This is a genomic window from Paenibacillus sp. GXUN7292, assembly GCF_050864975.1.
Classification (GTDB): Bacteria; Bacillota; Bacilli; order Paenibacillales; family Paenibacillaceae; genus Pristimantibacillus.
Map to the genome: position 1 here is coordinate 39,360 of NZ_JBOZWO010000030.1, position 21,698 is coordinate 61,057.

Consider the following 21,698-nt stretch of genomic DNA (forward strand, 5'->3'; position numbering starts at 1 on the left):
AACAGTATGATAGGTATAATCAGAAGCCACTACAAAAGCTACAGTATTTATTCACACAAACTCAACCCAAGCTCTCTTCTCTTGATTTCTAACGAATCGTGAGAGCGTTATTTCGCCTAAAAAGCTCCTTTTGAAAATCTAACGAATCTGTACGATCTTATTTGCCCCTAACAGTGCCAAAATGAGTGAAAAGTTCACACATAGCGCAACAGATCTACGTTACATTTTTAAACCAGCTGATTTTTGCCAAATAGCGCATCTGTGCTTCGTTACATTTCTAAACCAGCTCATTTTCGCTAAGTAGTAACTTCCCTTTCGATTGCTATTGCCGTATCCACAATTAATCAACTTCCTACTGCGCTTCGTTGAATTATGCCAGATCGCGAGCGGTAACAAGAAATAATCGGCTTGATGACGAAGTGTCATTAGAGTACATGCGCGGCAACTGATCTGACGCTGTATAGCTATTAAAGCCGATGGCTACAAGGCTTCAGCAACATATGGGCTAATGATTATTGAGTTTATCAATTGTAAGCGCTTTAATTGGGATGGAAAGCTAATACGAGTGACAAGAAGAAGGAGGAAAGGATAAGATGCAACATAGTAATGCGGGCCCGCTAAAGAGTACTACGTTGTCTGAACATGAAAAATGGCAAAGTTCCAGGACAGGTATGAATGAACATGGTTTAATAAGCAGTACTCCATCGGGGCATGCAAAACCAGCAGTCAGTAGTCAGTACATGCATAACAATCAACCAGCCTATCATATTCAGTCACAAAGCAAAGAACAGTATATGAAGCATTTTTTCAACTGGAGCAGATTACATAAGTCACGGGTGCGCGTGATCGCGGCATGGTTAGTGGTGGTTGTGCTTTTTGCAGCTATTGTGGCGCCTGTACAAGCTATGCCTATATATGAAGCGTTGGAGAATGAAGCATATGCAACTGGGGCACTGGAAAAAGTGGCAGCGGGGGCATTAGATGAGGATGCATCCATTGCGGGGACAGTTGAAGGGGTGTCTTTAGAAGGGTCTTTAGAAGGGGGATCGCAAGAAGTATCCGCAGCAGAAGAACCAAAAGAGGAAGCCTCCACAACAGGTGCACCTGAAGAAGATAACTCTATAGAAGGCGCGGCAGTGCTAGCTGCATTAGAAGCGGAAAATACGGCGTGGGTCTTTCGTGCGTTTGGTTCGAACACGGCCGCTTCCCGTAATCCGGAGCCCGAGCTTCAAGAGGATGGAGCAATCAAGCTTGAGGCTTCTGGAGGAAAAATAGCACAGGGCGACGAAGGCTTATCGTTCTACTTTCAGCAGCTGCCGGCTGAGGAAGACTTTGAGTTAGCAGCAACTGCAAAGGTGGTTCATTTTAATAGTCAAAGCTCGATAAGCACGCCTAATCAAAAGTCGTTCGGCTTCATGCTGCGCAGCGAAGTTGGCGAGCATGGCGATTCCACGAAGCAATCTTCGAATTATGTTGCTGTTGGAGCACTGGACACGGACATGAAGGCTTTTTATCAAAATAATGGTGTGCTTACTAAAGGGATGCCATATAGCCAGGCTAATAAGCCAGGGGCGAATGAGGTTTACCAGATTAGCTTGAAAAAGTCAGGTGAGCTGTATATTGCCTCGGTTAACGGGGAGCTTTCGGTATTTACAGCAGCAAATATGTGGGGCAGCTCGATTTACGCAGGTTTTTTTGTGGCAAGAGATGCGAGCATTCAATTTTCAGATTATAGCCTTACTATAGAGAGCAATAAAGCGGCTTCCCTCGAAATTAATGCGGAAAATATGAAAAAAACATATTTGGTCGGTGAAGCGCTGCAAACAGAAGGCCTTCAGGTAACGGCCGTTTATGAGGATGGAACGCGTGTAAGTCTTACAGAGGATCAATATGTGGTGACGGGCTTTAATAGCGGCATTGAAGGAACCAACTCGATTCAAATTCATTATGGAGGGCAGAGTGCGTCGCTGGCTTTATCGATTGTCCCGCTTTCTATAACTGAGCTTCAAGTGAAATATTATCCTGCCAAAACGGATTATTATATCGGTGATTTTTTCGATCCAGATGGACTGGTCATTACTGCTGCTTACAATAATGATCAAACAGCTGAGCTGGAGAAAGCCGATTACAAGTTACTTATAAATGGTACGGTCGCAGATTCCAGCTATAAATTGCTAGAGGCGGGCAGCTATACGGTATTAGTAGAAGCGAATGATATGCCTGAAATAACGGCATCTTTTGCTATCGAAGTGAAATCTTCATTATTGACAGAGCTGGTGCTGAAGCAAGAACCGGTGAAAAAGCTTTACTACCTAGGGGACGAGCTTGATCTGACAGGCATAATCTTAACTGCACAGTATAATGACGGATCTGAGGTACGCCTCATGAACGGCGAATATACCGTCTCATTTTTAGACAGCTCAACTGCGGGAATGAAAGAAATTACAATCACTTATAAGGACAAGGAGCTTAAGCTTCAAATCGAAGTTAGGGAGAGGAAGCTGCAAGCTATTGCAATTACGCAATACCCGCGTACGACGTACTCGGTTGGCGAGCCCTTCTCTAACTCTGGACTATTAGTATCGGAAGTTTACGACAACGGTGACACCGAATTGTTGGACAGCTCTCAATATACAATCGATGCTTCTCAGTTTGATTCCACTCAAGCCGGGACATACGTAATCTCCATCATTCCTGTAAATACCGAACTTGCGACGGTTTCCTTGCCGGTAACGGTACGCGAAGAAGCTGAGCAAGAGTGGGGCACTATTCGATTTGGACAATCGACCTCTACAACTAATAACAAGGTTACTGTACTGGAGGATGGAACAATCCGGCTGGAGGCCTTGGGCGGGAGCGCAGGCAAAATAACAGGGGATCATGATGGCATCTCCTTTTACTACACGGAGCTCGATGCTATTGCAGACAACTTTGAATTAAGCGCGGATATTAAAGTTATTGAATATGCCAAGCCAAATCATGACGGACAAGAGTCCTTTGGCCTAATGGCGCGCGATGCTATAGGCGCAGCAGGCAATTCCAGTGTGTTTGCTTCGAATATCGCGGCAGTCGGCGGATTCAGCGGCTCGACAACCAATCCGAACGGCACGCAGCTATTTGCCAGAACAGGGGTAGCTTCTCCGGATGGAGCAGGCAGTGAAGGGATCAAGTCAATTATGCTGCGCAACGAGCGGCCGGCTCCGGGCAACACAGTTCCAGCCCAGCCGTATCGCTTGACGCTGGCTAAAACAAACAGCGGATTTATCGGGCGTATTAATGACGAGCCGGAGCAGCTGCTGTTTGAACCGGATATTTTGAGCGTTCAAAATAATCGGTTGTATGTCGGATTCTATGCGGCCCGATTAGCAACTATTGAAGTGAGCAATGTACAGTTAAAAATAAGCGCCGCCGATACGGATGAGCCTCGTCGCCTGCCGCCTCCAGCTGCAATTGAGCCGCAGGTTCAGGTCGTATCCCTGGACAAAACAGCTGACACGAGTTATAAACTGATTGTGAAAGCGAATGTCAATGGTTCCATATCGGTGAAGCAGGGGCAAATATCTATTGCAGATGAAATTGCGGTACAAAAAGATCAAGAGACGAGAATACCTGCTCAGTTGGCGTCAACTGGACATACAAATTTCAGTATTGTATTTTTGCCCGATGATAGCCAGTATTTGACGTCTTACAATAAAATAGTCACTAATTTTACGGTGCGAGTAAAAAGCTTTACCGGGGATATCTACGTCTCCCCAGAGGGAATAAGCTCGGCAGCGGGGACGCGTGAACAGCCTATTGATTTGGATACGGCTATCGCATTTGTCCAGGCGGGCCAGCGGATCATTATGCTTGACGGCCGATATGTGCGCAGCAGCAAGCTAGAAATAGCCAAATATAATGACGGCAAGCCGGGCAAGATGAAGTATCTTGTTGCCGATACGGGTGCTGTTCCTATTTTAGATTTCGATAAAAAATCAGAGGGAGTCGTGCTAAGCGGCAGCTACTGGCATATCAAGGGGCTGGACGTAACCCGTTCAGCTGGAAATACAAAAGGATTTACAATCGGAGGAAGCTATAACATAGTGGAAAGCAGCCGCTTCTATGAAAATGGCGATACAGGGCTGCAAATCAGCCGTACTGACAGTACAGAAAACGACCGCTCAAAGTGGCCGTCCCATAACCTGATCTTAAACAGTACGTCCTTTGACAATCGTGATCCTTCCGACAATAATGCAGACGGCTTTGCTGCCAAATTAACCTCCGGCGTTGGCAACGTGTTTAGAGGCTGCATCGCCCATAACAATATTGACGACGGCTGGGATTTGTATACGAAGGCAGGCACGGGAGCTATAGGGGCTGTATTGATTGAGGACAGCATTGCATACAACAACGGATTTTTAACAAGCGGCGTTACAGGCGCCGGCGATAAGAACGGCTTCAAGCTTGGCGGAGAAGGCATTCATGTGCCGCATAAAATTGTTAATAGCATCGCCTTTGGCAATGGCGCATACGGCTTTACAAGCAACAGCAATCCAGGCGTAATTGCTGTCAACAATATTGCTTTTGATAATAAAGGCGGCAACCTGAGCTTTACAACCTACAGCGGCATTGCGACTGACTTTACGATCGACGGCTTTATTTCCTATCAGAACAGCAGTGCAGCCAAGGATAATTACCCGGCTTCCCTGCAAGCGAACAATAATTACTTGTTTGATGGAGAGGTTTCTAAAAATAAGGCGGGGACGATATTGCAGGACCGCCATTTTGCGAGTTTAATACCGAGTCTGCCTTATCAACGGGCTGCAGACGGGTCTATTATTAGAGGTAGCTTCTTGCAATTTATTGCGCCAGGAACTTATCCTGGAGCAGGCGGCAATAGCGGGATTACTTTGCCAGAGAACAAAGTGAACGGTTCTACAATTGAACTGGTCGCCAAGAGCGATAATGGCAGGCTAATTGCCAGCGTCAGTGAACAGCAGCTGAGACAAGCGATTGAAGGAGCGGAATCCCAAGCGGGCACACAGTTTGTAGTGTTTCAGATGAAGGCAGCTGGGGATGAAAGCGGCTATGAGGTAACATTGCCAGGCTGGGTATTGGCAGGTCAGGAGCAGTCACGCGATATTGTACTGGCATCTGAGCTTGCGACGCTAAGGCTTCCTAGCCGCTTGCTAAACAATACACATTGGCAGCAATCGGATTTGCTTACAATAGCTGTTTCAGCTGACCCTAATAAAAAGATCTGGGAGCTGCGTTTGCTCCATAATGGCGAGCCGATAGACAGCTTCGGCCTGATGGCGCCTTATGAGCTGCACGCCACCTATATGCTGGAAGGGAAAGAGATTGACAATCCGGAGCTACTAGCGATTAAACATGTGGATGAAAATGGTAACACTACAGCTGTAGCAAGTGGAAGATATGATCCGATTAGTGGTGAGGTTTCGTTTACAGCAGTACGGGTCGGTATATTTAAGCTTATATTTGCTCCCAAAACGTTCGCCGATTTGCAGCAGACGCCATGGGCGAAGCGGGATATAGAGGTGATGGCTTCCAAAGACATCATTAATGGAATGTCAGAGGAACATTTCGCCCCGGAAGCAGCTATAAAGAGAGCAGATTTTGTTCGATTAATTGTAAGAGCGCTTCAACTAACCGGCGCTGCAGCCGATGCCTTTGCGGATGTTAAGCAGACTGACTATTATTATGAAGATATTGCGATAGCGAAGCAGCTTGGAATAATAGCCGGCAAAGGAAATAATAGCTTTGATCCGCGCGGAGTTATTACGAGAGAAGAGATGTTTGTTATTATGTCGCGCGCGCTGCAGGCTGCAAATCTATTACAGAAAAAAGCAGATGAGACGCTTTTATTGGATAAGTATACGGATTACAGTCTTGTGGCTGATTATGCGAGTGCTCATATTTTGGCATTAGTGCAAATGGGGATCGTTAAAGGCGACGATAAGCGGCAATTAAAGCCGCAAGCATTATCTACAAGAGCGGAAGCTGCCGCTCTAATTTACAGACTCTACAATATAGCATGGCAATAGCATGAAAAGAAGCTCTGCGGCATTGTGCTGCAGGGCTTCTTCTTTTGTATTCGGCTGGTGCATTCGGCTTTCGATGCGATATCGACGATAAGGTAATAAACAATTGAAAGGAATACTGGGCGGTTGTTGCTTTCAATCAATCGATATGGTCACACGTTCCGCTATTTGCCTTAAAAACGCCGTTTTTCTAGTTTCGCGGTCACACATTCCGCTATATAGCTCTAAACGTGTCTTTATCTGCAATTTGTTGATCAATAACGGAACCTCTGTCACTTTGCTTCCTCAAAACTGCGATTTTGTACACAATAACGGAACCACTGACCAGCTAGAGAGAGTGTCGAGCCAATGGGAATAAAACAGCGAGTAATTGAAAAGAATACTGCTGTGATCCAGTTCGAGCGACCAGCCGCCGTTGCCCACAACGAATCAACACCATAAATTATCGCAAATAGCGCCGGTGGATATCGATTAATTGTGGGCAACTAATGATTAGCAATGTGATCGTAGTAACATCTCTTTCGATTGCTTGTTGCCCTATCCACAATGAATCGACACCTTCATCAGCCTCGTTACAAATTATAAAATTAATAACTTTTAATAAATAGGCTCAGAGGCCGTTTTCTCATGAAATATAAGAGTTTATTAGAACGGCAAAGCATGGCCCCAGGTTCTATCCTATTATTTTTGCACATAGTATAAACCATAAAGCGATTTAAGAGGAAGCAAGCATCAGGTATTAGTATCTAGTAACAAGAATAAACGACTATTGCTGTCCTTTGGACGAGCACGTTTACTGACGAAAGGGAAAAACTAGGCAACGTAATCTTATATAGGCTGAAAGGGGAAAGCATGAGAGTCGGCGCTAGAAGAGCAAACCGTTGGGGAGGCAGAAAGGTTCAGTCTTGGTGGCTGTTGTTCTTAACAGGTTTTATGGGATCAATAGTCCTATTCGCAGCCTATCAACTTAAAAGTGATCCGAGCAAGGAGCTGCTGTCTGCCTCTAAGATGCAGTACAGTCAGCAGAATGAGGAGCAGCAAAGTGAAGCTTATATATACGAGCTGCAAGATGGCAAGCTGCATCGCGTCAGCATGGAGCGGGCGGAAGCAAGCAATCAGATAATAATAGAGGAGCGTACTGGCTCGAGTGAGACGACCGGCACTGACAAAGTTAACACCGGCACATCCGGGGGGCAGAAGCCAGCTGCCAGCCAAAAGCCTCAAGCAAGCAGCAGTTCTGAACAAGCAGGCGGAGGTACGGACACCGGTACTAAGCGGGATCAAGAAAATGCTGAAGCAAATCATAGATGGCAAGATAAAACGGATTTGACCATTCAGGTTTATTTGACAAAGGAGAAAAAAGTAGAGTCGGTTCCGCTTGAAACCTACGTGCTAGGCGTGCTAGCAGGCGAAATGCCTATCGATTTTGAAATAGAGGCGCTGAAGGCGCAGGCAATTGCAGCAAGAACGTATGCGATACGAAGGCTGGAGCTGGGAAGAGATGAGCAAATGGAGAAGCTGGGCGCGGACGTGATGGATACAATTCGTCATCAGGTCTATATTTCCAAAAAGGAGCTTGAACAGCGTTGGGAGGGCGAGACAAAGAAGAGAAATCTGGAGAAGCTGCAGCTGGCGGTCGATCAGACTAGAGGCGAGGTGGTCACTTATAAAGGGGCGGCAATTGAGGCAAGTTTTTTCTCTACGAGCAATGGATATACTGAAAATGCGGAGGACTATTGGGGCAGCAATCTTCCGTATCTGCGCAGTGTAGCCAGTCCATGGGATGAACAGCTGTCACCCAGATTCGAGCAGCAGTTCACTTTTACGAGAGAAGAGCTGTATAAGAGGCTCGGCTTGAAAGGGAAGGAAGCGGGCAAGAAGCTCACGATGAAAGTAATAGAAAAGTCAGAAGGCAAGCGGATAAAAACTATGACTATTAACGGGGTAAAGTTTAGCGGGCGGGAAGTAAGAGAAAAGCTGGAGCTGGCGTCCTCTGAATTTACTTGGAAGATAGGAAAGAAAGAGATCGTATTTTACACACAGGGCTATGGTCATGGAGTCGGAATGAGCCAGTGGGGCGCTAATGGAATGGCTTTGGAAGGAAAGAGCGCCGCTCAAATTATACACTACTATTATAGTGATGTTGAGATAGAACAAGCTTCGAAACTTTCAATTGCGCAAAGCTCTTAAAAAAATAGTTTACCTCACGTATAAACCTGATAGATGTGGCAACAATGGGTAGTGAGGTGATAGAGAATGAATGACCAAAACAAAAATAAGACAAGTCAAAGACCTGAAGAAACTCCCAAAAAAGCAGTGGGAGCAGCGTCTGCCGTCAAATCTAGCAGTGGATGGAAGAGACTATTTGCCAAGCGTTGGGTATCTCCAGCGATCTTCATGGCCGCGGCAGCAATTATTGTAACCTTAATGTGGATCTATCAGGGAACGGACCCATCCGAGAAAACCTCCTTGCCGTCCAATCCAGCTGATGTTTCGCAAGAAGGCGAACCTTCGAAGACGGTGGAAGGAAACACAGACCCAGATCCGGAGGATATTGCGGTCGGCGGTGAGATGATGGAGTGGCCAGTAGCCAATATAATGGCGCTTCAAGTGGACACACCATTCTACGACACTAACGCAACTGCGGCTGAGAAGGAAGCGGCTCTTATTCAAGTGGACACGACCTTTATGCCGCATATGGGGATTGACCTTGTCGATCCGAATGGACAAAGCTTTGATGTAATGGCAGCTATGTCAGGAAAAGTCACTCATGTGCAGAAGCATCCTACGAATGGATCCATTATTGAAATCAGCCACGGCAATGGCCTGGTAACAGTTTATCAAAGCTTGGATAACGTTCAGGTTGAGCTTGGTACGGAAGTGAAGCAGGGAACAGTTATTGCAAAAGCAGGACGCAATGAGCTGGAAAAAGATCTTGGCGTACATTTGCACTTTGAAGCACGGCTGAACGGAGAAAATATTAATCCGAGCCAGTACATTCAAAAATAATGGTTGAAAACTTTTGCTGCGAGCGGCAGAGCTGCAAGCGGCAAAAAATCCAGCAATAGCAAGGAAAATGAAGGCCTTTGGGCAGAGTGAAGCGACTCTGCCTTTTTGGCATTTTATAAAAATGTTGTACATTCGGGCTTGTCAGGCTTGGACACAACGAATATATACTCGCCCCACTCATATAATGTACCAAACTATCTCGAGTAGGGAGGCGGGAACGTGCATGACTACATCAAGGAACGAACGAATAAAATAGGACGTTGTATCGTGGAGACTAGACAAACGGTACGAACGATCGCCAAGGAATTCGGCGTGTCCAAAAGCACGGTGCATAAGGATTTGACTGAGAGGCTGCCAGAAATCAATCCAGAGCTGGCCGATCAGGTGAAGCACATTCTCGAATACCATAAGTCGATACGTCATTTGAGGGGGGGAGAAGCGACCAAAATTAAGTATAAGAAAACAAATGCAAAAAAGCAGCGGGAGGTCCTAACGGCTAGTAAAAAATAATCAAGGATAAACGATTTCGCCTTCCTTTGGAAAGGCGGGCGCGTTTACCGATGAAATATAGGAACAGGAATAAAGTGAAAACTTATACTTTCCTATATTTTAAAAAATATTATGCAAAATAGGAAAATGCATGCAGGTTTTTTGTCTATTTTGGCGAATATTAATTAGGTTATTACTATTCGTTGGAGGACTTAAGCCTTATGCTAAGCAAGGATATTGGGATTGACCTTGGTACGGCCAATGTTTCTATTCATGTCAGAGGGAAGGGCATAGTTCTGGATGAGCCTTCCGTTGTAGCTATTGAAAGCGATTCGAAGAACGTGCTTGCCGTAGGCAGCGACGCGCATCGCATGGTAGGCAGAACGCCGGGCAATATTGTGGCAATCAGGCCGCTGCGCGACGGAGTTATCGCTGATTTTGAGATTACTGAAATTATGTTAAAAGCATTTATCGATCGTGTCGAAGGCCGCAAATGGCTTAGCAGGCCGCGCATTCTAATTTGCACACCAGCCAATATCACTTCCGTAGAGCAAAAGTCAATTCGCGAGGCTGCTGAAAAAAGCGGGGCTAAGGATGTATTTTTGGAGGATGAGCCAAAGGCTGCCGCGATAGGGGCTGGAATGGATATTTTTCAGCCTAGCGGCAACATGGTTATTGATATTGGAGGCGGTACGACAGATGTCGCTGTTCTTTCCATGGGCGATATCGTGACCGCCTCATCCATCAAGATTGCTGGCGACAAGTTTGACATGGCGATTATGAAATATATTAAAGATAAGTACAAGCTGCTAATCGGCGAAAGAACAAGCGAGGATATTAAGATTAAGATCGGCTCTGTTTATAGTGATGGCAGCAATGATGATATGGATATCCGAGGCCGCGATATGGTAACCGGCTTGCCGCTTACCGTTACAATATATACGAATGAAGTGCGCGAAGCGCTATGGGATCCGGTGATGTCAATCGTTTCGGCAGCCAAGTCTGTATTGGAGCAGACACCGCCGGAATTGTCGGCGGATATTATCGATCGCGGTGTAATTCTTACAGGCGGCGGCGCGCTGCTGGGCGGTCTTGACACGTTGCTCGCGGATCAGCTGAAGGTTCCCGTTCTTATAGCGGAGGACCCGATGCATTGTGTGGTGAAGGGTACCGGAATCCTGCTTGATCATCTGGATAAGCTTAAGAAATAGCTTGCGGATGAGCGCTTATTTTTACAGGTAGGACGTCTTAGGGGGACGTGCCGAAGCAGAAATAAGTCTCTGGTCGCATGGACGAGCTATTCAGCAACGCAAGCAGAAATCCGATAATATAGAAAAGATAATGCTTGTTGCAGATAAAAGCTTTGCCAAGATGTTTGCTTTGCAAATACATAGAAGCAAGACGCGCAGGAAAGTGTTTGTGCAAGAGACGCTTAGGAGGTAGACAGCATGCTAAGAGGTTTATACAGCGCCGCATCGGGCCTCATTGCCCAACAGCGCAGGCATGATACAGTAACGAATAATATCGCCAATATTAATACACCTGGCTACAAGCAAGTGGATGCGGTAACGCGCTCTTTTCCAGAAATGCTGCTTTCTGCAACTAGAGAAAATGGTATGCCAAGAACAGAGATTGGACGCTGGAACAGCGGCGTGTTTGCGGAGGAAGGCGTTACTACGCATCGTCAGGGAGATTTGGTTCAGACGAACCGGTTTGCTGACTTTGCTATTCTTTCGAATATAGAGGTGGCAGGTCTAACTTTTGATGCTTCAGGAAAAGCTGTGACTGAGGACGGAGAGATAGCTTATCAGCCGCAAGCTTTTTTTACGGTACAAGGACCTAATGACGAGATCCGCTATACGCGTGGAGGCAAATTTTCTGTTTCGGAGGATGGCTTTTTGCTTAGCAGCGACGGCTATCGGGTACTAGGCGCTAACCGGCAGCCTATACAGCTGCCTGCCAATACGACGATCGATCAGCTTACGCTTACCGAAGACAGAAGATTTATTGACCAAGCCGGCAACGATATCGGCATAGAGATGCTGATTTCCCGCATTAATAATCCGAATGAGCTGATTCGCGAGGGCAATGGCAACTTCCGCTTTGCGGATGAGGAACAAGTGGCGGAAGCGCTCGGAGCAGGCGAGCGTGTAGAGGTGCGCCAGGGCTTTATGGAACGCTCCAACGTTGATGTGTCCCAGGCTGCAATAGATCTGATGGCTGCGATGCGCGCTTATGAAGCGAATCAGAAGGTCGTTCAATTTTATGATCAAAGTTTGCAAAAAGCTGTTAATGAGGTTGGCCGCATCTAATAGGTATTAGAATACAGACCATTCAACCGCTGTAACAGGAGGTAGCAATTTTATGAATAGTTCTATGATTAATGCAATGGTGTCAATGAATGCTATGCAGCGCAAAATTGATGCGATTGCTGATAATGTAGCCAATGTGGATACAATCGGCTACAAGCGCAAGCAGTCTTCCTTTGAAGACTTGCTTACCAATGTCAAGGAGCAGCCGGAAGCTTTTAGACAAGATGGCCGTCTGTCGCCTATGGGCTACAATCAGGGCTGGGGCGCAAGAATGTCCATGCTTGAGATTAATATGAGCCAAGGCTCCATTAAACAGACAGGGCTTTCGACCGATATAGCTATTCAAGGCAATGCGCTGTTCGAGGTTCAAACGGATGATGCAGGAACCCGCGCATTTACTCGCAATGGCGCCTTTCAGTTGACGGTGAGAGCAAACGGTGATACTATTCTCGCAACGGCAGAAGGTTATCCGGTTATAGCTCGTGTACCCGATCAATTCGGAAATATCGTTGAAGGACCTATTGTTATGCCGCAGGGGCATACAATGCGTGTCGATCCAGATGGTACGGTAATTGCGGTGTCGGACACAGGCGCGACTAGAACGCTGGGCAGCATTAAGGTGCTGGAGGTTATGCGTTCAGCGGCATTAACGCCGGTAGCTGATAATTTATTCGTCGTAGCTGACGGTCTCAATCGAGACAGTGTGCTGCAGCAGGTTGTACCTAGCGAGGAGAATCGCATCGCTTTGCTGCAGGGCAGTATTGAGGCATCCAATGTCGAGCTGGCGGATGAAGTGACCGAATTATTGAGTGTTCAGCGGGCCTATCAATTGGCAGCAAGAGCCTTATCGTCCAGTGATACGATGATGGGACTTGCTAACACGATGCGCGCGTAGGAGCAGGATGAAGGTGATACGTATGGCCGATGAACGAATTCAGAGCAAAACCGGGTTCGCGAATCAAACAACTAGCAATAGCTATTCAAGAGGACTAGACCGTGGCACACGCTCAGCCGCAGGGCTAAGTCGTGTACAGACCTATAGCAGCAATCGTCCGAATGCAGCTATTGGCGGGTATGCCATGAGCAGCTCGCAGCGGGATGGCGATGATTCAAAACGCGTGCCGGAGGGCAATATTCGAATACCGGAATCGTCTCGGGCGCAGGCGGAGCTGGGCGAAAGCGCCAGATCCGATAAGGCTTCCGCTGCTGATAAGCAGAGCGGGCAAGACGAACTGGCTGAGGATGAGTATTATGAACGTCCGTTAGGCGTTCGTATTTTGCTGTGGATACTTCGTAAGAGCATTGTGCCGATCATCATGATCATTATGCTGGTAGCAGGCTTGTATATTGGTTATACTGTGTTGGGTGAGCAGCCTAAGGAAGAAGTATTTCAATGGCCTACATGGCGCCATCTGTATGATTTGATATTCGCAGAATCATAAGGGTGCTGTATATATAGCTTGAGCAAGAGATGTTCTGCAATCGACATGGGCGACTTGGCAGGGCATCTCTTGTTTTCATTTTACAATAAGGTAGTTTATAATAGTTTGGGATGATTAAGGTACTTTAGGAATGGGCAGGAGGGAGTGAAGGGATTGAATTTGCCTAATTTTTTAACATCGTTGCGTTTTGTGCTCATACCCATATATATAGGCGTCTTTATGAGCGGCCATATGATACCAGCCTTTCTAATCGTTGCAGCAGCAGGCATTACGGATGTACTGGATGGATATATTGCAAGGCGCAGCGGTCAAATCACGCAGATTGGCATTATGCTCGATCCGCTGGCAGATAAGCTCATGCTCATTACGGTTATCATATCGCTAGTGCTGACCGGCCATATATCGTGGTATGCTGCCGGGGCGATGTTTTTGCGTGATCTTAGCATGATAGGAGCTGGCCTTCGCGCTCACTTCCGCGGCAAGAAAACGGTACCTGCGAACTGGATGGGAAAATTGACGACGGTATTATTGTATATCGCTATTATGTTTATATTCTTCGAAGCTTCATTTGCCCAAACCTTCTTATGGATCGTCATTGCTTTCTCATTTATTACGATGTTTGTGTATATGATTATGTATAAGACACTTAACCGCGTTGCCTCTGATACATAGCGCCATACAGAAAGAAGCTTGACTACAGACACTTCGGGTCAGTAATCAAGCTCCTCTATCTCAACCTCCATAAACTGCAGTTTTATGAAGGATATGTATAGTTTTTCTTTAAATGCTTTATTTTATACTTATGAATATGGAGAGGGGTTTTTTATTTTGCTTAATATAACAGAAATTCAAGAAATCATTCCGCATCGTCCGCCATTTTTGCTTGTAGATCGTATTTTAGAGGTGGAGGCAGGCGTTCGTGCAGTCGGCTTAAAAAATGTAACCATGAATGAGCCTTATTTCGTAGGACATTTTCCAGGATATCCGGTTATGCCCGGAGTTCTTATTGTAGAAGCTTTGGCACAAGTAGGAACTGTTGCTATGCTCCAGGTGGAGGCTAACCGCGGCAAGCTGGGCTTTTTTGCTGGAATTGACGGATTCCGCTTCAGAGGACAGGTAAAGCCGGGCGACACATTAATTCTTGAGGTTGAGATTACAAGGTTAAAAGGCTCGATTGGCAAGGGCAAGGCTACAGCCAAGGTAGACGATCAGGTCGTTGCTGAAGGCGAGCTTATGTTTGCTCTAAGTGACCCGTCATAATGACGGGCAGCGTTCAGATGTTAGTTCCGAAAAAGTACGGAATAAGAACGATAGAAAGAGGTTTTGACTAATGACAATGAAATCCAGCGAAGAGTGGATGTTAAAATATAATGGTTGGCTTAATGATGCGTTGATTGATGAGCATACAAAAGAAGAGCTCAGAGCAATCGCAGGCGACGAGAAGGAAATTGCGGACCGCTTTTACCGCGATTTGCAATTTGGCACAGGCGGGCTGCGTGGTGTTATAGGCGCTGGCACGAATCGGATGAATGCATATACGGTTGGCAAGGCAACGCAAGGTCTGGCGGAATGGCTGCTGGCTCGTCATGCAACGGATGCTGCAGCACCGCCTTCTGTCGTTATTGCCCATGATTCCAGGCATTTTTCGCCTGAATTTGCGCTGGAAGCGGCATTGGTGTTAGCTGGCAACGGCGTTAAAGCGTATTTGTTTGACAGTTTGCGTTCTACTCCGCAGCTGTCTTATTCCGTGCGCCTGCTGAACGCTTCGGCCGGCATTGTCATTACGGCAAGTCATAATCCTCCTGAATATAACGGCTACAAAGCCTATGGCGCTGACGGCGGACAGCTTATACCTGAGGAAGCTGAACAAGTAATAGAGGCTATTGCGCATGTTACCGGCTTTCATGCTGTAAAGCGTGTGAGCAAGGAGCAGGCGATAGCTGCCGGGCTTCTTGAATATTTGGATGAAAAGGCGGATGAAAGCTATATTGAAACGGTCGCGGCGCAAAGTCTGTGCGGCGATCTGCTGCAGGGCGAGCTTGGCGATGCGTTCAACATCGTTTTTACGCCGCTTCATGGAGCAGGGCATATGGCTGTAAGAGAAACGTTGAAAAAAATAGGCTTCCGCCAGGTTCATATTGTATCGGAGCAGCGGGATCCGGATGGCAGCTTCCCTACAGTGAAGTCTCCGAATCCGGAGGAGAAGGATGCTTTTGCGCTTGCGCTCAAGCTGGCTGAAGAGGTTCAAGCCGATATTATTGTTGGAACCGACCCGGATGCCGACCGCATGGGGGCAATTGTAAAAAACAAATCGGGCAGCTATGAGGTGCTGAGCGGCAATCAATCCGGAGCACTTATGATTTATTATATTTTGGAGCAGCTGCAGCGTCAGAATCGTTTGCCGGACAATGGCGTAGTTATTAAAACGGTCGTGACGAGCGAGCTGGGTGCCGTTGTGGCACAATCGTTCGGAGCATCGGTTGAAAATACTTTGACTGGCTTTAAATATATCGGGGAAAAAATGACTCGCTATGAGCAAACTAAGGAGCGCTCCTTCTTGTTTGGCTATGAGGAAAGCTACGGCTACTTGACAGGAGACTATGCAAGAGACAAGGATGCCATTGTAGCGACTATGCTTATTTGCGAGGCTGCTGCTTATTACAGCAAGCAGGGCAAAACGCTTGTTGATGTGCTTGAAGAGCTCTACGAACGCTTCGGCTATTATAAGGAAAGCCAGCAATCTCGCACGCTGAAAGGGATGGACGGGGTTGCTCAAATTGCAGCTATAATGGAAGACTGGCGTACAGCTCCGCCTGCGGCGGCAGCCGGCTCCAGCGTTGTTCAAGCGCTGGATTACAGCCAAGGCATTGATGGGCTGCGCAAGGAAAATGTATTGAAATTTATACTTGCAGACGGTTCCTGGTTCTGTCTTCGTCCTTCCGGAACAGAGCCTAAAATTAAAGTTTATTTTGCTGTAAAAGGTCAAACTGCCGCAGAAGCGGATACTCGGATGAAATCGTTGCAGGCTGAAGTCATGGCACGAGTCGATCGTTTGAGTTAATCTGCGCTATAAAAGAACGGGGGATGAACGTGCGAGGGAAATGGCATCGATTGAACCAGCTGACGAAGCTGATCTTAGTGGCATTAGTAATATTAGGTGTTGGAGCAGCTATTCCGCTTACTGTGCAGCGCATGGATATGGAAAGCTCGTCCAAGCAGATAGAATATGTTTTTGATTACCGTGATTTAATAGAGGTATCAGAGTATCAATCAAGACCGCAGCAGTTTTTGGAGGAAAATCTTCAGCTCCTAAAGGATGCGGGCATTACAAGTATGTCTGTCTACGAGAGCTCGCTGAAGGAGCTTATGCAAGCCGGCAGATTGACGTATTACAACGAGAAGGATGCTGCCTTGCTGCAAGGAAAGTTTCCTGACGAGCGTACTCACTTTACTTATGTTTTATTTACGGGACCGGAAGAGGAGCGTTTGATCGCTCCTATTATTAAGGATGCTTTGGATACATTCCAGGTTTCTTATAGCCCGTGGAGCTTTGAAGGACGCAAAGGCCTTGTTATAGAACAGGCTTCGGCAGATGTTGTGCTGAAGCCGATGGATTACGATCCGATGACGCTGCAAACATTGAAGGAGTTTGGCTTTAATATTTTGCCAAGACCTACAGACCGTATTCCTTATGATTCCGAGAAGGCAGCTGCTCAGTTAAACCGCTTGAAGCAATATGGCGTGAAGAGATTGCTGTTCGACGGCGATAAGGCGACAGGCGCTGCCGACCAGGCTGAATTGAAAAGCTTGGACAGCTTTGGCGAGCTGCTTAATCAGGAAAACATCGGTTTAGTAGCTATTGAGAACTTGAAAAAACCGCAGCAAGGCATAAACAAGCTTGCTTTTATTACTGACTATAATGTAGCCAGATTATATTCGTTGTCGCCAGAGGATAGCGCTGAGATGACGAAGGAAGGCATTGCCGACCGTTTTCTGCTTGCAGCCAAAGACCGCAACATTAGAATGTTCTTTTTGAATACGATGATTAAGCAAAATCCGCAGCGCACCGGCCTTATTCATTCCGCGGACAAGCTTGCCTCCATTATGGGCGGCGAGAATGGCGTGATCGAGCAGCTGACGGAAGCAGGCTTTCCTCCTGGCGATGCCCATGCATTCACCTATAGCGTGCCGTCTTGGGACAAGCCGCTCCGTGCAGTAGTTGCGCTGGGTGCGGTTGCGATTATCGCGCTGCTTATAGCTGCGTTTATACCTGCTGTTATTATCCCAGTGTTCGTGTTAGGCTTGATTGGCTCCGCAGGCTTGTTTGTTCTTAACAGCTCCTTGCTGGAGCAGGGACTGGCCTTAGGGGCTGCCGTAGCGGCTCCAACGCTCGGCGTTATTTGGGTGCTTAACCGAATCTACGCGAGAACGATCGGGGATCGCAGAATGGTTGGCGGCGAGCTTTGGACGGAATCGCCTTCTGTTTCTGAGTCTGGACAGGAAACGAAATGGATTTTCCCAAATCAGTCGATCAAGCGCCGCTTTGGCCTTGCACTGAACTGGTTTATCGTAGCTACACTTATCTCTTTATCTGCTGTTCCGCTAGTAACCGGACTGTTGAACAATATTACGTACAGCCTTGTGCTTGAGCAATTTAGAGGCGTGAGCGTATTGCATTTTGCTCCAATTATTTTAGTAGCGATTTATGTGTTCTTCTACAGCACAAATAGCTTTGGCGGTGTGATCAAGCGCATTCGCGGTGCGCTTTCACAGCCGATTACGGTGCTTTGGGTTTGTATCGCTGTCGTGCTGGCAGCAGTAGGCTTCTATTATTTGTCCCGTACAGGCAACGCCGGCAAGGTATCCGCAATAGAGCTGCTTATCCGCAATTGGCTGGAGTCTTCCTTCGGTGTTAGGCCGCGGTTCAAAGAGTTCATGCTGGGCCATCCGCCAATGCTTTTGGGCTTGTTCCTTGCACTGCGTTATCGTGCGTCGTGGCTGCTCATTATTGCAGGCGTAATCGGACAATTGACAATGGTAAGCACATTTACACACATTCATACACCATTCTACATTTCAAGCATACGTACGCTGCTTGGACTTGGTACCGGTCTTATCATTGGCTGCTTGTTTATAGCTGTATGGCTGGTATTGGAAGGAGCTTGGCGCAAATGGATGCCCAAAAACGTAATGAAAAAAGTTTCAGAATAGCCATTTCCGGTTATTACGGATATAAAAATAGCGGGGATGAAGCTGTGCTCCGGTCTATTTTGCTGGCGCTGGACGAGCAGGGGAAGAAGCAAGGGGTGCAGATCGTCCCGGTCGTATTGTCTTCCGACCCTGCCTGGACAAGCCAAATGTATGGGGTAGAGGCTGCGCATCGCATGCGCCCGGCAGAGCTGCTTGGCGCGCTGCGCAGCTGTGACGGCTTGATCAGCGGCGGCGGCAGCCTGCTGCAGGATGCTACCAGTTCGAAGACGATTCCTTATTATGCAGCTGTTATTAAGCTTGCCCAGTGGCTGGGCAAGCCGACTTTTATATATGCGCAGGGAATCGGACCTGTCAATCGGGGCTGGCTGAAGCCGATGATCCGCCACGTCATGAAGCGCAGCGCCTATGTATCTGTGCGTGATGCGCAGTCTGCGGAGCTGTTGGCGAGTCTTGGCGTGCGGCCGGAGGGAATCGAGCTTGTGCCCGATCCTGTAATGGGCATGCCGCTGCCAAGCGGAAGCAATCGAGCGGACAACTTGCGGGATAAGCCAGCTGGCAATATTCCTGTTGTCGGTGTATCGCTGCGCGATTGGCGCAGCGATGGCGCGGATATGGACAGAGCGGCAGCTGCATTGATCGAATTGTCGCAGCGCCGTGCTGTATGCTTTCGGTTTTTACCCTTTCATTTGCCGCCTGACCGTATTACCTCTGAAAAGGTAATGCAGCGGCTCGAAGGCAAACTGGGCGATGGCTGCAAGATGGAATTAGTCGATGTGAAGGATGATCCGCAGCTCATGCTGCTTGAAGTAAGCCGCTGCGATTTATTATTTGGCATGAGACTTCATGCGTTAATATATGCTGCAAACCAGAGCGTGCCGATGCTGGGCCTGTCGTACGATCCTAAGATCGATCAATTTTTGGCTCGGCTTGGACTGTCCGCTACAGGTACGACTGAGCGGCTCGATGCCGGGCTTTTTGCAGACGAGGCTTGCCGGCTGCTTGATCAGAAAGCGGCGTGGCTGGAGCAGCATCAGGCAGCAATCGATCAATTAAGACATCAATCCCAGCAACCAGCGCAACAAATGATACAGTTTTTGCGTCATAATAGATCGAGGTGATTTCCTCATGACAAAAGAGGTTCCTAGCGTATCGATTTACGGCATTCCCTTCTCCAAGATGGGAATGAATGAGACGGTACAATATTTAACAAAACGTATAGAAGCAGGCGAGCAAACCCATGTCATCACAGCGAATCCGATCATGGTCATGGCGGCGCTTGAGAAGCCTGCGTATAAAACAATGATGAAGAAAGCCGATTTAATCGTTCCTGACGGCGTAGGCGTTGTTTGGGCTGCCAAGAAATGCGGTGAGCCTGTTGCCGAGCGCATTGCGGGCATCGAGCTGCTTAATCTTTTGATGGAGCAAGGAGAGAAGCGCAAGTGGAAAGCTTATTTGCTTGGCACGACGCAAGAAATTATTGATGCGGCAGCTGAGAAGCTGCAGCTGCAATATCCGCAAGTTAAGATTGTAGGCGCTCGCAACGGCTTTTTCGGCGCGGACGAGGACCAGGAGGTCATTGCGAATATTAAGCAGAAGGAGCCGCAGCTGTTGTTTGTAGCGCGCGGCGCTGAAACGCAGGAGCCGTGGATCGTGAAGCATCGCGAGCAGCTGAGCGTTCCGCTTATTATGGGTGTCGGCGGCAGCTTTGATGTTATTTCGGGCAAGCTGAAGCGTGCGCCGATGCTTGTTCAGAAGCTGAAGCTGGAGTGGCTGTTCCGGCTTTTGCAAGAGCCGAAGCGCTTCGGACGTATGCTTGCACTGCCGAAATTTGTAGTGAACGTGCTGAGAGATAAAGAAAAAGTAACAAAACAACCTTAAAATGACGAAAATCTAATCTTAATTCCTTTTAATGTCTAGAAAAAGGGATGGAAATTATAGCTCTTTAGGAGTATAATTCATTCGGAGTCACGGATTTCGTCAGGTCGAAAAAGGAGAGTTGCTCTTATGCCAGTTGGCATTCTTTATTTTATCGGTTTTATAGTTGCACTTCTTATTGCAGTAGTCATGACACCGTTAGTTAAAAAGTTCGCTTTTTTCGTTGGAGCCATAGACAAGCCTAATCACCGGAAGGTACATACGCGGATTATGCCTCGGCTAGGCGGCTTGGCCATCTATATCGGATTTGTAGCAGCATATTTTGCACTATCGCCATTTATTCCAGAAGGTCTATTGCGCCCTAAGGATTTGAATATGATTAACGCGCTGCTGGTAGGCGGCACAATTATTATTCTGTTAGGAGCACTGGACGACCGCTTCGAGCTTTCGGCAAAGGTTAAGCTGCTCGGGCAAATTATTGCAGCATGCGTCGTAGTATTCGGCTTTGATGTTCATATCGATTTGGTCAATGTGCCGTTTGGTCAAACGATGCAGCCGGTTGCAGAATGGATCGGTATACCGATTACGATTCTATGGATCGTCGGCGTAACTAACGCCATCAACCTGATCGATGGTCTTGACGGCCTTGCAGGCGGCGTATCCGGAATTGCTATTGCCACGATTGCAGTTATGGCCCTGATTATGGGCAATCAGCCTGTTATGCTGCTCAGCACGCTGTTGCTTGGCGGTATTATCGGCTTCCTAGTATTTAACTTCCATCCGGCCAAGATATTTATGGGCGATTCAGGAGCGCTCTTCCTTGGCTTCAGCCTTGCGACACTGTCCATGCTTGGCTTCAAGCAGGTCGCGATCGTATCGTTTGTAACACCGCTTCTTATTATCGGCGTACCGCTTACTGATACATTTTTTGCTATCGTAAGACGCTGGGTGAACAAGAAGCCGATATTCGCTCCAGACAAGGAGCATTTGCATCACCGCTTGCAGGATCTGGGCTTCAGCCATAAGCGCACCGTTCTTATCATTTGGGGCGTGAGCGCTGTGTTCGGCGTCCTGGCCGTTATTCAATCGGCCGTTGTCCAATCTAACGCAGCCAATTGGATCACCTTTGTCGTTATCTGCCTGCTCTTATTCTTCTTGCAGCTGGGCGCTGAGGTTACAGGCATCGTGGACAAAACCCGCAAGCCGCTCATTAATTTGTTTCACCGTATTAAAGTTCGTATAGCGAAGGTGGACACGCCATCGCGCGGCAAGTAATAGCTATTATATTAATTATTCTTATTATAAATAATAATGAATTA

The 21,698-nt window shown here is 47.3% G+C and carries 15 protein-coding genes; all 15 read left to right on the plus strand.

The genetic code is table 11. From position 1 onward, the window contains the following. Positions 1 to 593 precede the first annotated feature (593 nt). The 15 genes from ACRRU2_RS20875 (at position 594) to ACRRU2_RS20945 (ending at position 21,654) form a co-directional block, all read left to right on the plus strand. Entirely contained in the window at positions 594 to 6,044 is a 5,451-nt protein-coding gene (locus tag ACRRU2_RS20875) for a bacterial Ig-like domain-containing protein (protein ID WP_432504702.1), read from the plus strand. A gap of 849 nt (positions 6,045 to 6,893) precedes the next feature. Further along, entirely contained in the window at positions 6,894 to 8,231 is a 1,338-nt protein-coding gene (gene spoIID / locus ACRRU2_RS20880; RefSeq protein WP_432504704.1) for a stage II sporulation protein D, read from the plus strand. A 66-nt stretch (positions 8,232 to 8,297) separates the two neighbouring features. After that, positions 8,298 to 9,050, plus strand: a complete 753-nt coding sequence (locus tag ACRRU2_RS20885; RefSeq protein ID WP_432504706.1) for a peptidoglycan DD-metalloendopeptidase family protein — start codon at positions 8,298 to 8,300, stop codon at positions 9,048 to 9,050. A gap of 219 nt (positions 9,051 to 9,269) precedes the next feature. Next, complete coding sequence (gene spoIIID / locus ACRRU2_RS20890; protein ID WP_331697734.1) at positions 9,270 to 9,560, plus strand: sporulation transcriptional regulator SpoIIID; 291 nt, start codon at positions 9,270 to 9,272, stop codon at positions 9,558 to 9,560. 200 nt (positions 9,561 to 9,760) lie between these two features. Next, a complete protein-coding gene (gene mreB / locus ACRRU2_RS20895) occupies positions 9,761 to 10,750 on the plus strand; it encodes a rod shape-determining protein MreB (RefSeq protein WP_432504708.1) in 990 nt (329 codons plus the stop codon). Between the two features lie 237 nt (positions 10,751 to 10,987). Further along, positions 10,988 to 11,851, plus strand: coding sequence for a flagellar hook-basal body protein (locus ACRRU2_RS20900; RefSeq protein ID WP_432504710.1), 864 nt, complete (start codon positions 10,988 to 10,990; stop codon positions 11,849 to 11,851). Positions 11,852 to 11,903: 52 nt separating this feature from the next. Beyond that, entirely contained in the window at positions 11,904 to 12,746 is an 843-nt protein-coding gene (locus tag ACRRU2_RS20905; protein WP_432504712.1) for a flagellar hook-basal body protein, read from the plus strand. A 7-nt stretch (positions 12,747 to 12,753) separates the two neighbouring features. Beyond that, on the plus strand, positions 12,754 to 13,293 hold the full coding sequence (locus ACRRU2_RS20910; RefSeq protein ID WP_331697730.1) for a DNA-directed RNA polymerase subunit beta: 540 nt from the start codon (positions 12,754 to 12,756) through the stop codon (positions 13,291 to 13,293). 153 nt (positions 13,294 to 13,446) lie between these two features. Continuing rightward, a complete protein-coding gene (locus ACRRU2_RS20915; protein WP_331697729.1) occupies positions 13,447 to 13,965 on the plus strand; it encodes a CDP-alcohol phosphatidyltransferase family protein in 519 nt (172 codons plus the stop codon). 156 nt (positions 13,966 to 14,121) lie between these two features. After that, positions 14,122 to 14,553 carry a 3-hydroxyacyl-ACP dehydratase FabZ gene (gene fabZ / locus ACRRU2_RS20920; RefSeq protein WP_331697728.1) on the plus strand — a complete coding sequence of 144 codons (432 nt, stop codon included), beginning with the start codon at positions 14,122 to 14,124 and terminating at the stop codon, positions 14,551 to 14,553. A 76-nt stretch (positions 14,554 to 14,629) separates the two neighbouring features. Beyond that, positions 14,630 to 16,354: a phospho-sugar mutase gene (locus ACRRU2_RS20925; RefSeq protein ID WP_432504740.1), complete on the plus strand. Its 1,725-nt coding sequence runs from the start codon at positions 14,630 to 14,632 to the stop codon at positions 16,352 to 16,354. Positions 16,355 to 16,377: 23 nt separating this feature from the next. Continuing rightward, positions 16,378 to 18,504, plus strand: a complete 2,127-nt coding sequence (locus tag ACRRU2_RS20930; protein ID WP_432504715.1) for a DUF5693 family protein — start codon at positions 16,378 to 16,380, stop codon at positions 18,502 to 18,504. Beyond that, on the plus strand, positions 18,465 to 19,622 hold the full coding sequence (gene csaB / locus ACRRU2_RS20935; protein ID WP_432504717.1) for a polysaccharide pyruvyl transferase CsaB: 1,158 nt from the start codon (positions 18,465 to 18,467) through the stop codon (positions 19,620 to 19,622). The genes ACRRU2_RS20930 and csaB overlap by 40 nt, the downstream gene beginning before the upstream one ends. Positions 19,623 to 19,629: 7 nt before the next feature. Next, positions 19,630 to 20,382 (plus strand): WecB/TagA/CpsF family glycosyltransferase, encoded by a 753-nt coding sequence (locus ACRRU2_RS20940; RefSeq protein ID WP_432504719.1) that lies wholly within the window; start codon positions 19,630 to 19,632, stop codon positions 20,380 to 20,382. A 126-nt stretch (positions 20,383 to 20,508) separates the two neighbouring features. Next, complete coding sequence (locus tag ACRRU2_RS20945; RefSeq protein ID WP_331697724.1) at positions 20,509 to 21,654, plus strand: glycosyltransferase family 4 protein; 1,146 nt, start codon at positions 20,509 to 20,511, stop codon at positions 21,652 to 21,654. The last annotated feature ends 44 nt before the right edge of the window (positions 21,655 to 21,698 follow it).

Coding starts and splice junctions, on each gene's coding strand:
- ACRRU2_RS20905 (WP_432504712.1), top strand. CDS start 11,904: ATGAATAGTTCTATGATTAATGCAATGGTGTCAATGAATGCTATGCAG.
- ACRRU2_RS20910 (WP_331697730.1), top strand. CDS start 12,754: ATGAAGGTGATACGTATGGCCGATGAACGAATTCAGAGCAAAACCGGG.
- ACRRU2_RS20875 (WP_432504702.1), top strand. CDS start 594: ATGCAACATAGTAATGCGGGCCCGCTAAAGAGTACTACGTTGTCTGAA.
- mreB (WP_432504708.1), top strand. CDS start 9,761: ATGCTAAGCAAGGATATTGGGATTGACCTTGGTACGGCCAATGTTTCT.
- ACRRU2_RS20900 (WP_432504710.1), top strand. CDS start 10,988: ATGCTAAGAGGTTTATACAGCGCCGCATCGGGCCTCATTGCCCAACAG.
- ACRRU2_RS20945 (WP_331697724.1), top strand. CDS start 20,509: ATGCCAGTTGGCATTCTTTATTTTATCGGTTTTATAGTTGCACTTCTT.
- spoIID (WP_432504704.1), top strand. CDS start 6,894: ATGAGAGTCGGCGCTAGAAGAGCAAACCGTTGGGGAGGCAGAAAGGTT.
- csaB (WP_432504717.1), top strand. CDS start 18,465: ATGGATGCCCAAAAACGTAATGAAAAAAGTTTCAGAATAGCCATTTCC.
- ACRRU2_RS20885 (WP_432504706.1), top strand. CDS start 8,298: ATGAATGACCAAAACAAAAATAAGACAAGTCAAAGACCTGAAGAAACT.
- ACRRU2_RS20930 (WP_432504715.1), top strand. CDS start 16,378: ATGAACGTGCGAGGGAAATGGCATCGATTGAACCAGCTGACGAAGCTG.
- ACRRU2_RS20940 (WP_432504719.1), top strand. CDS start 19,630: ATGACAAAAGAGGTTCCTAGCGTATCGATTTACGGCATTCCCTTCTCC.
- ACRRU2_RS20925 (WP_432504740.1), top strand. CDS start 14,630: ATGAAATCCAGCGAAGAGTGGATGTTAAAATATAATGGTTGGCTTAAT.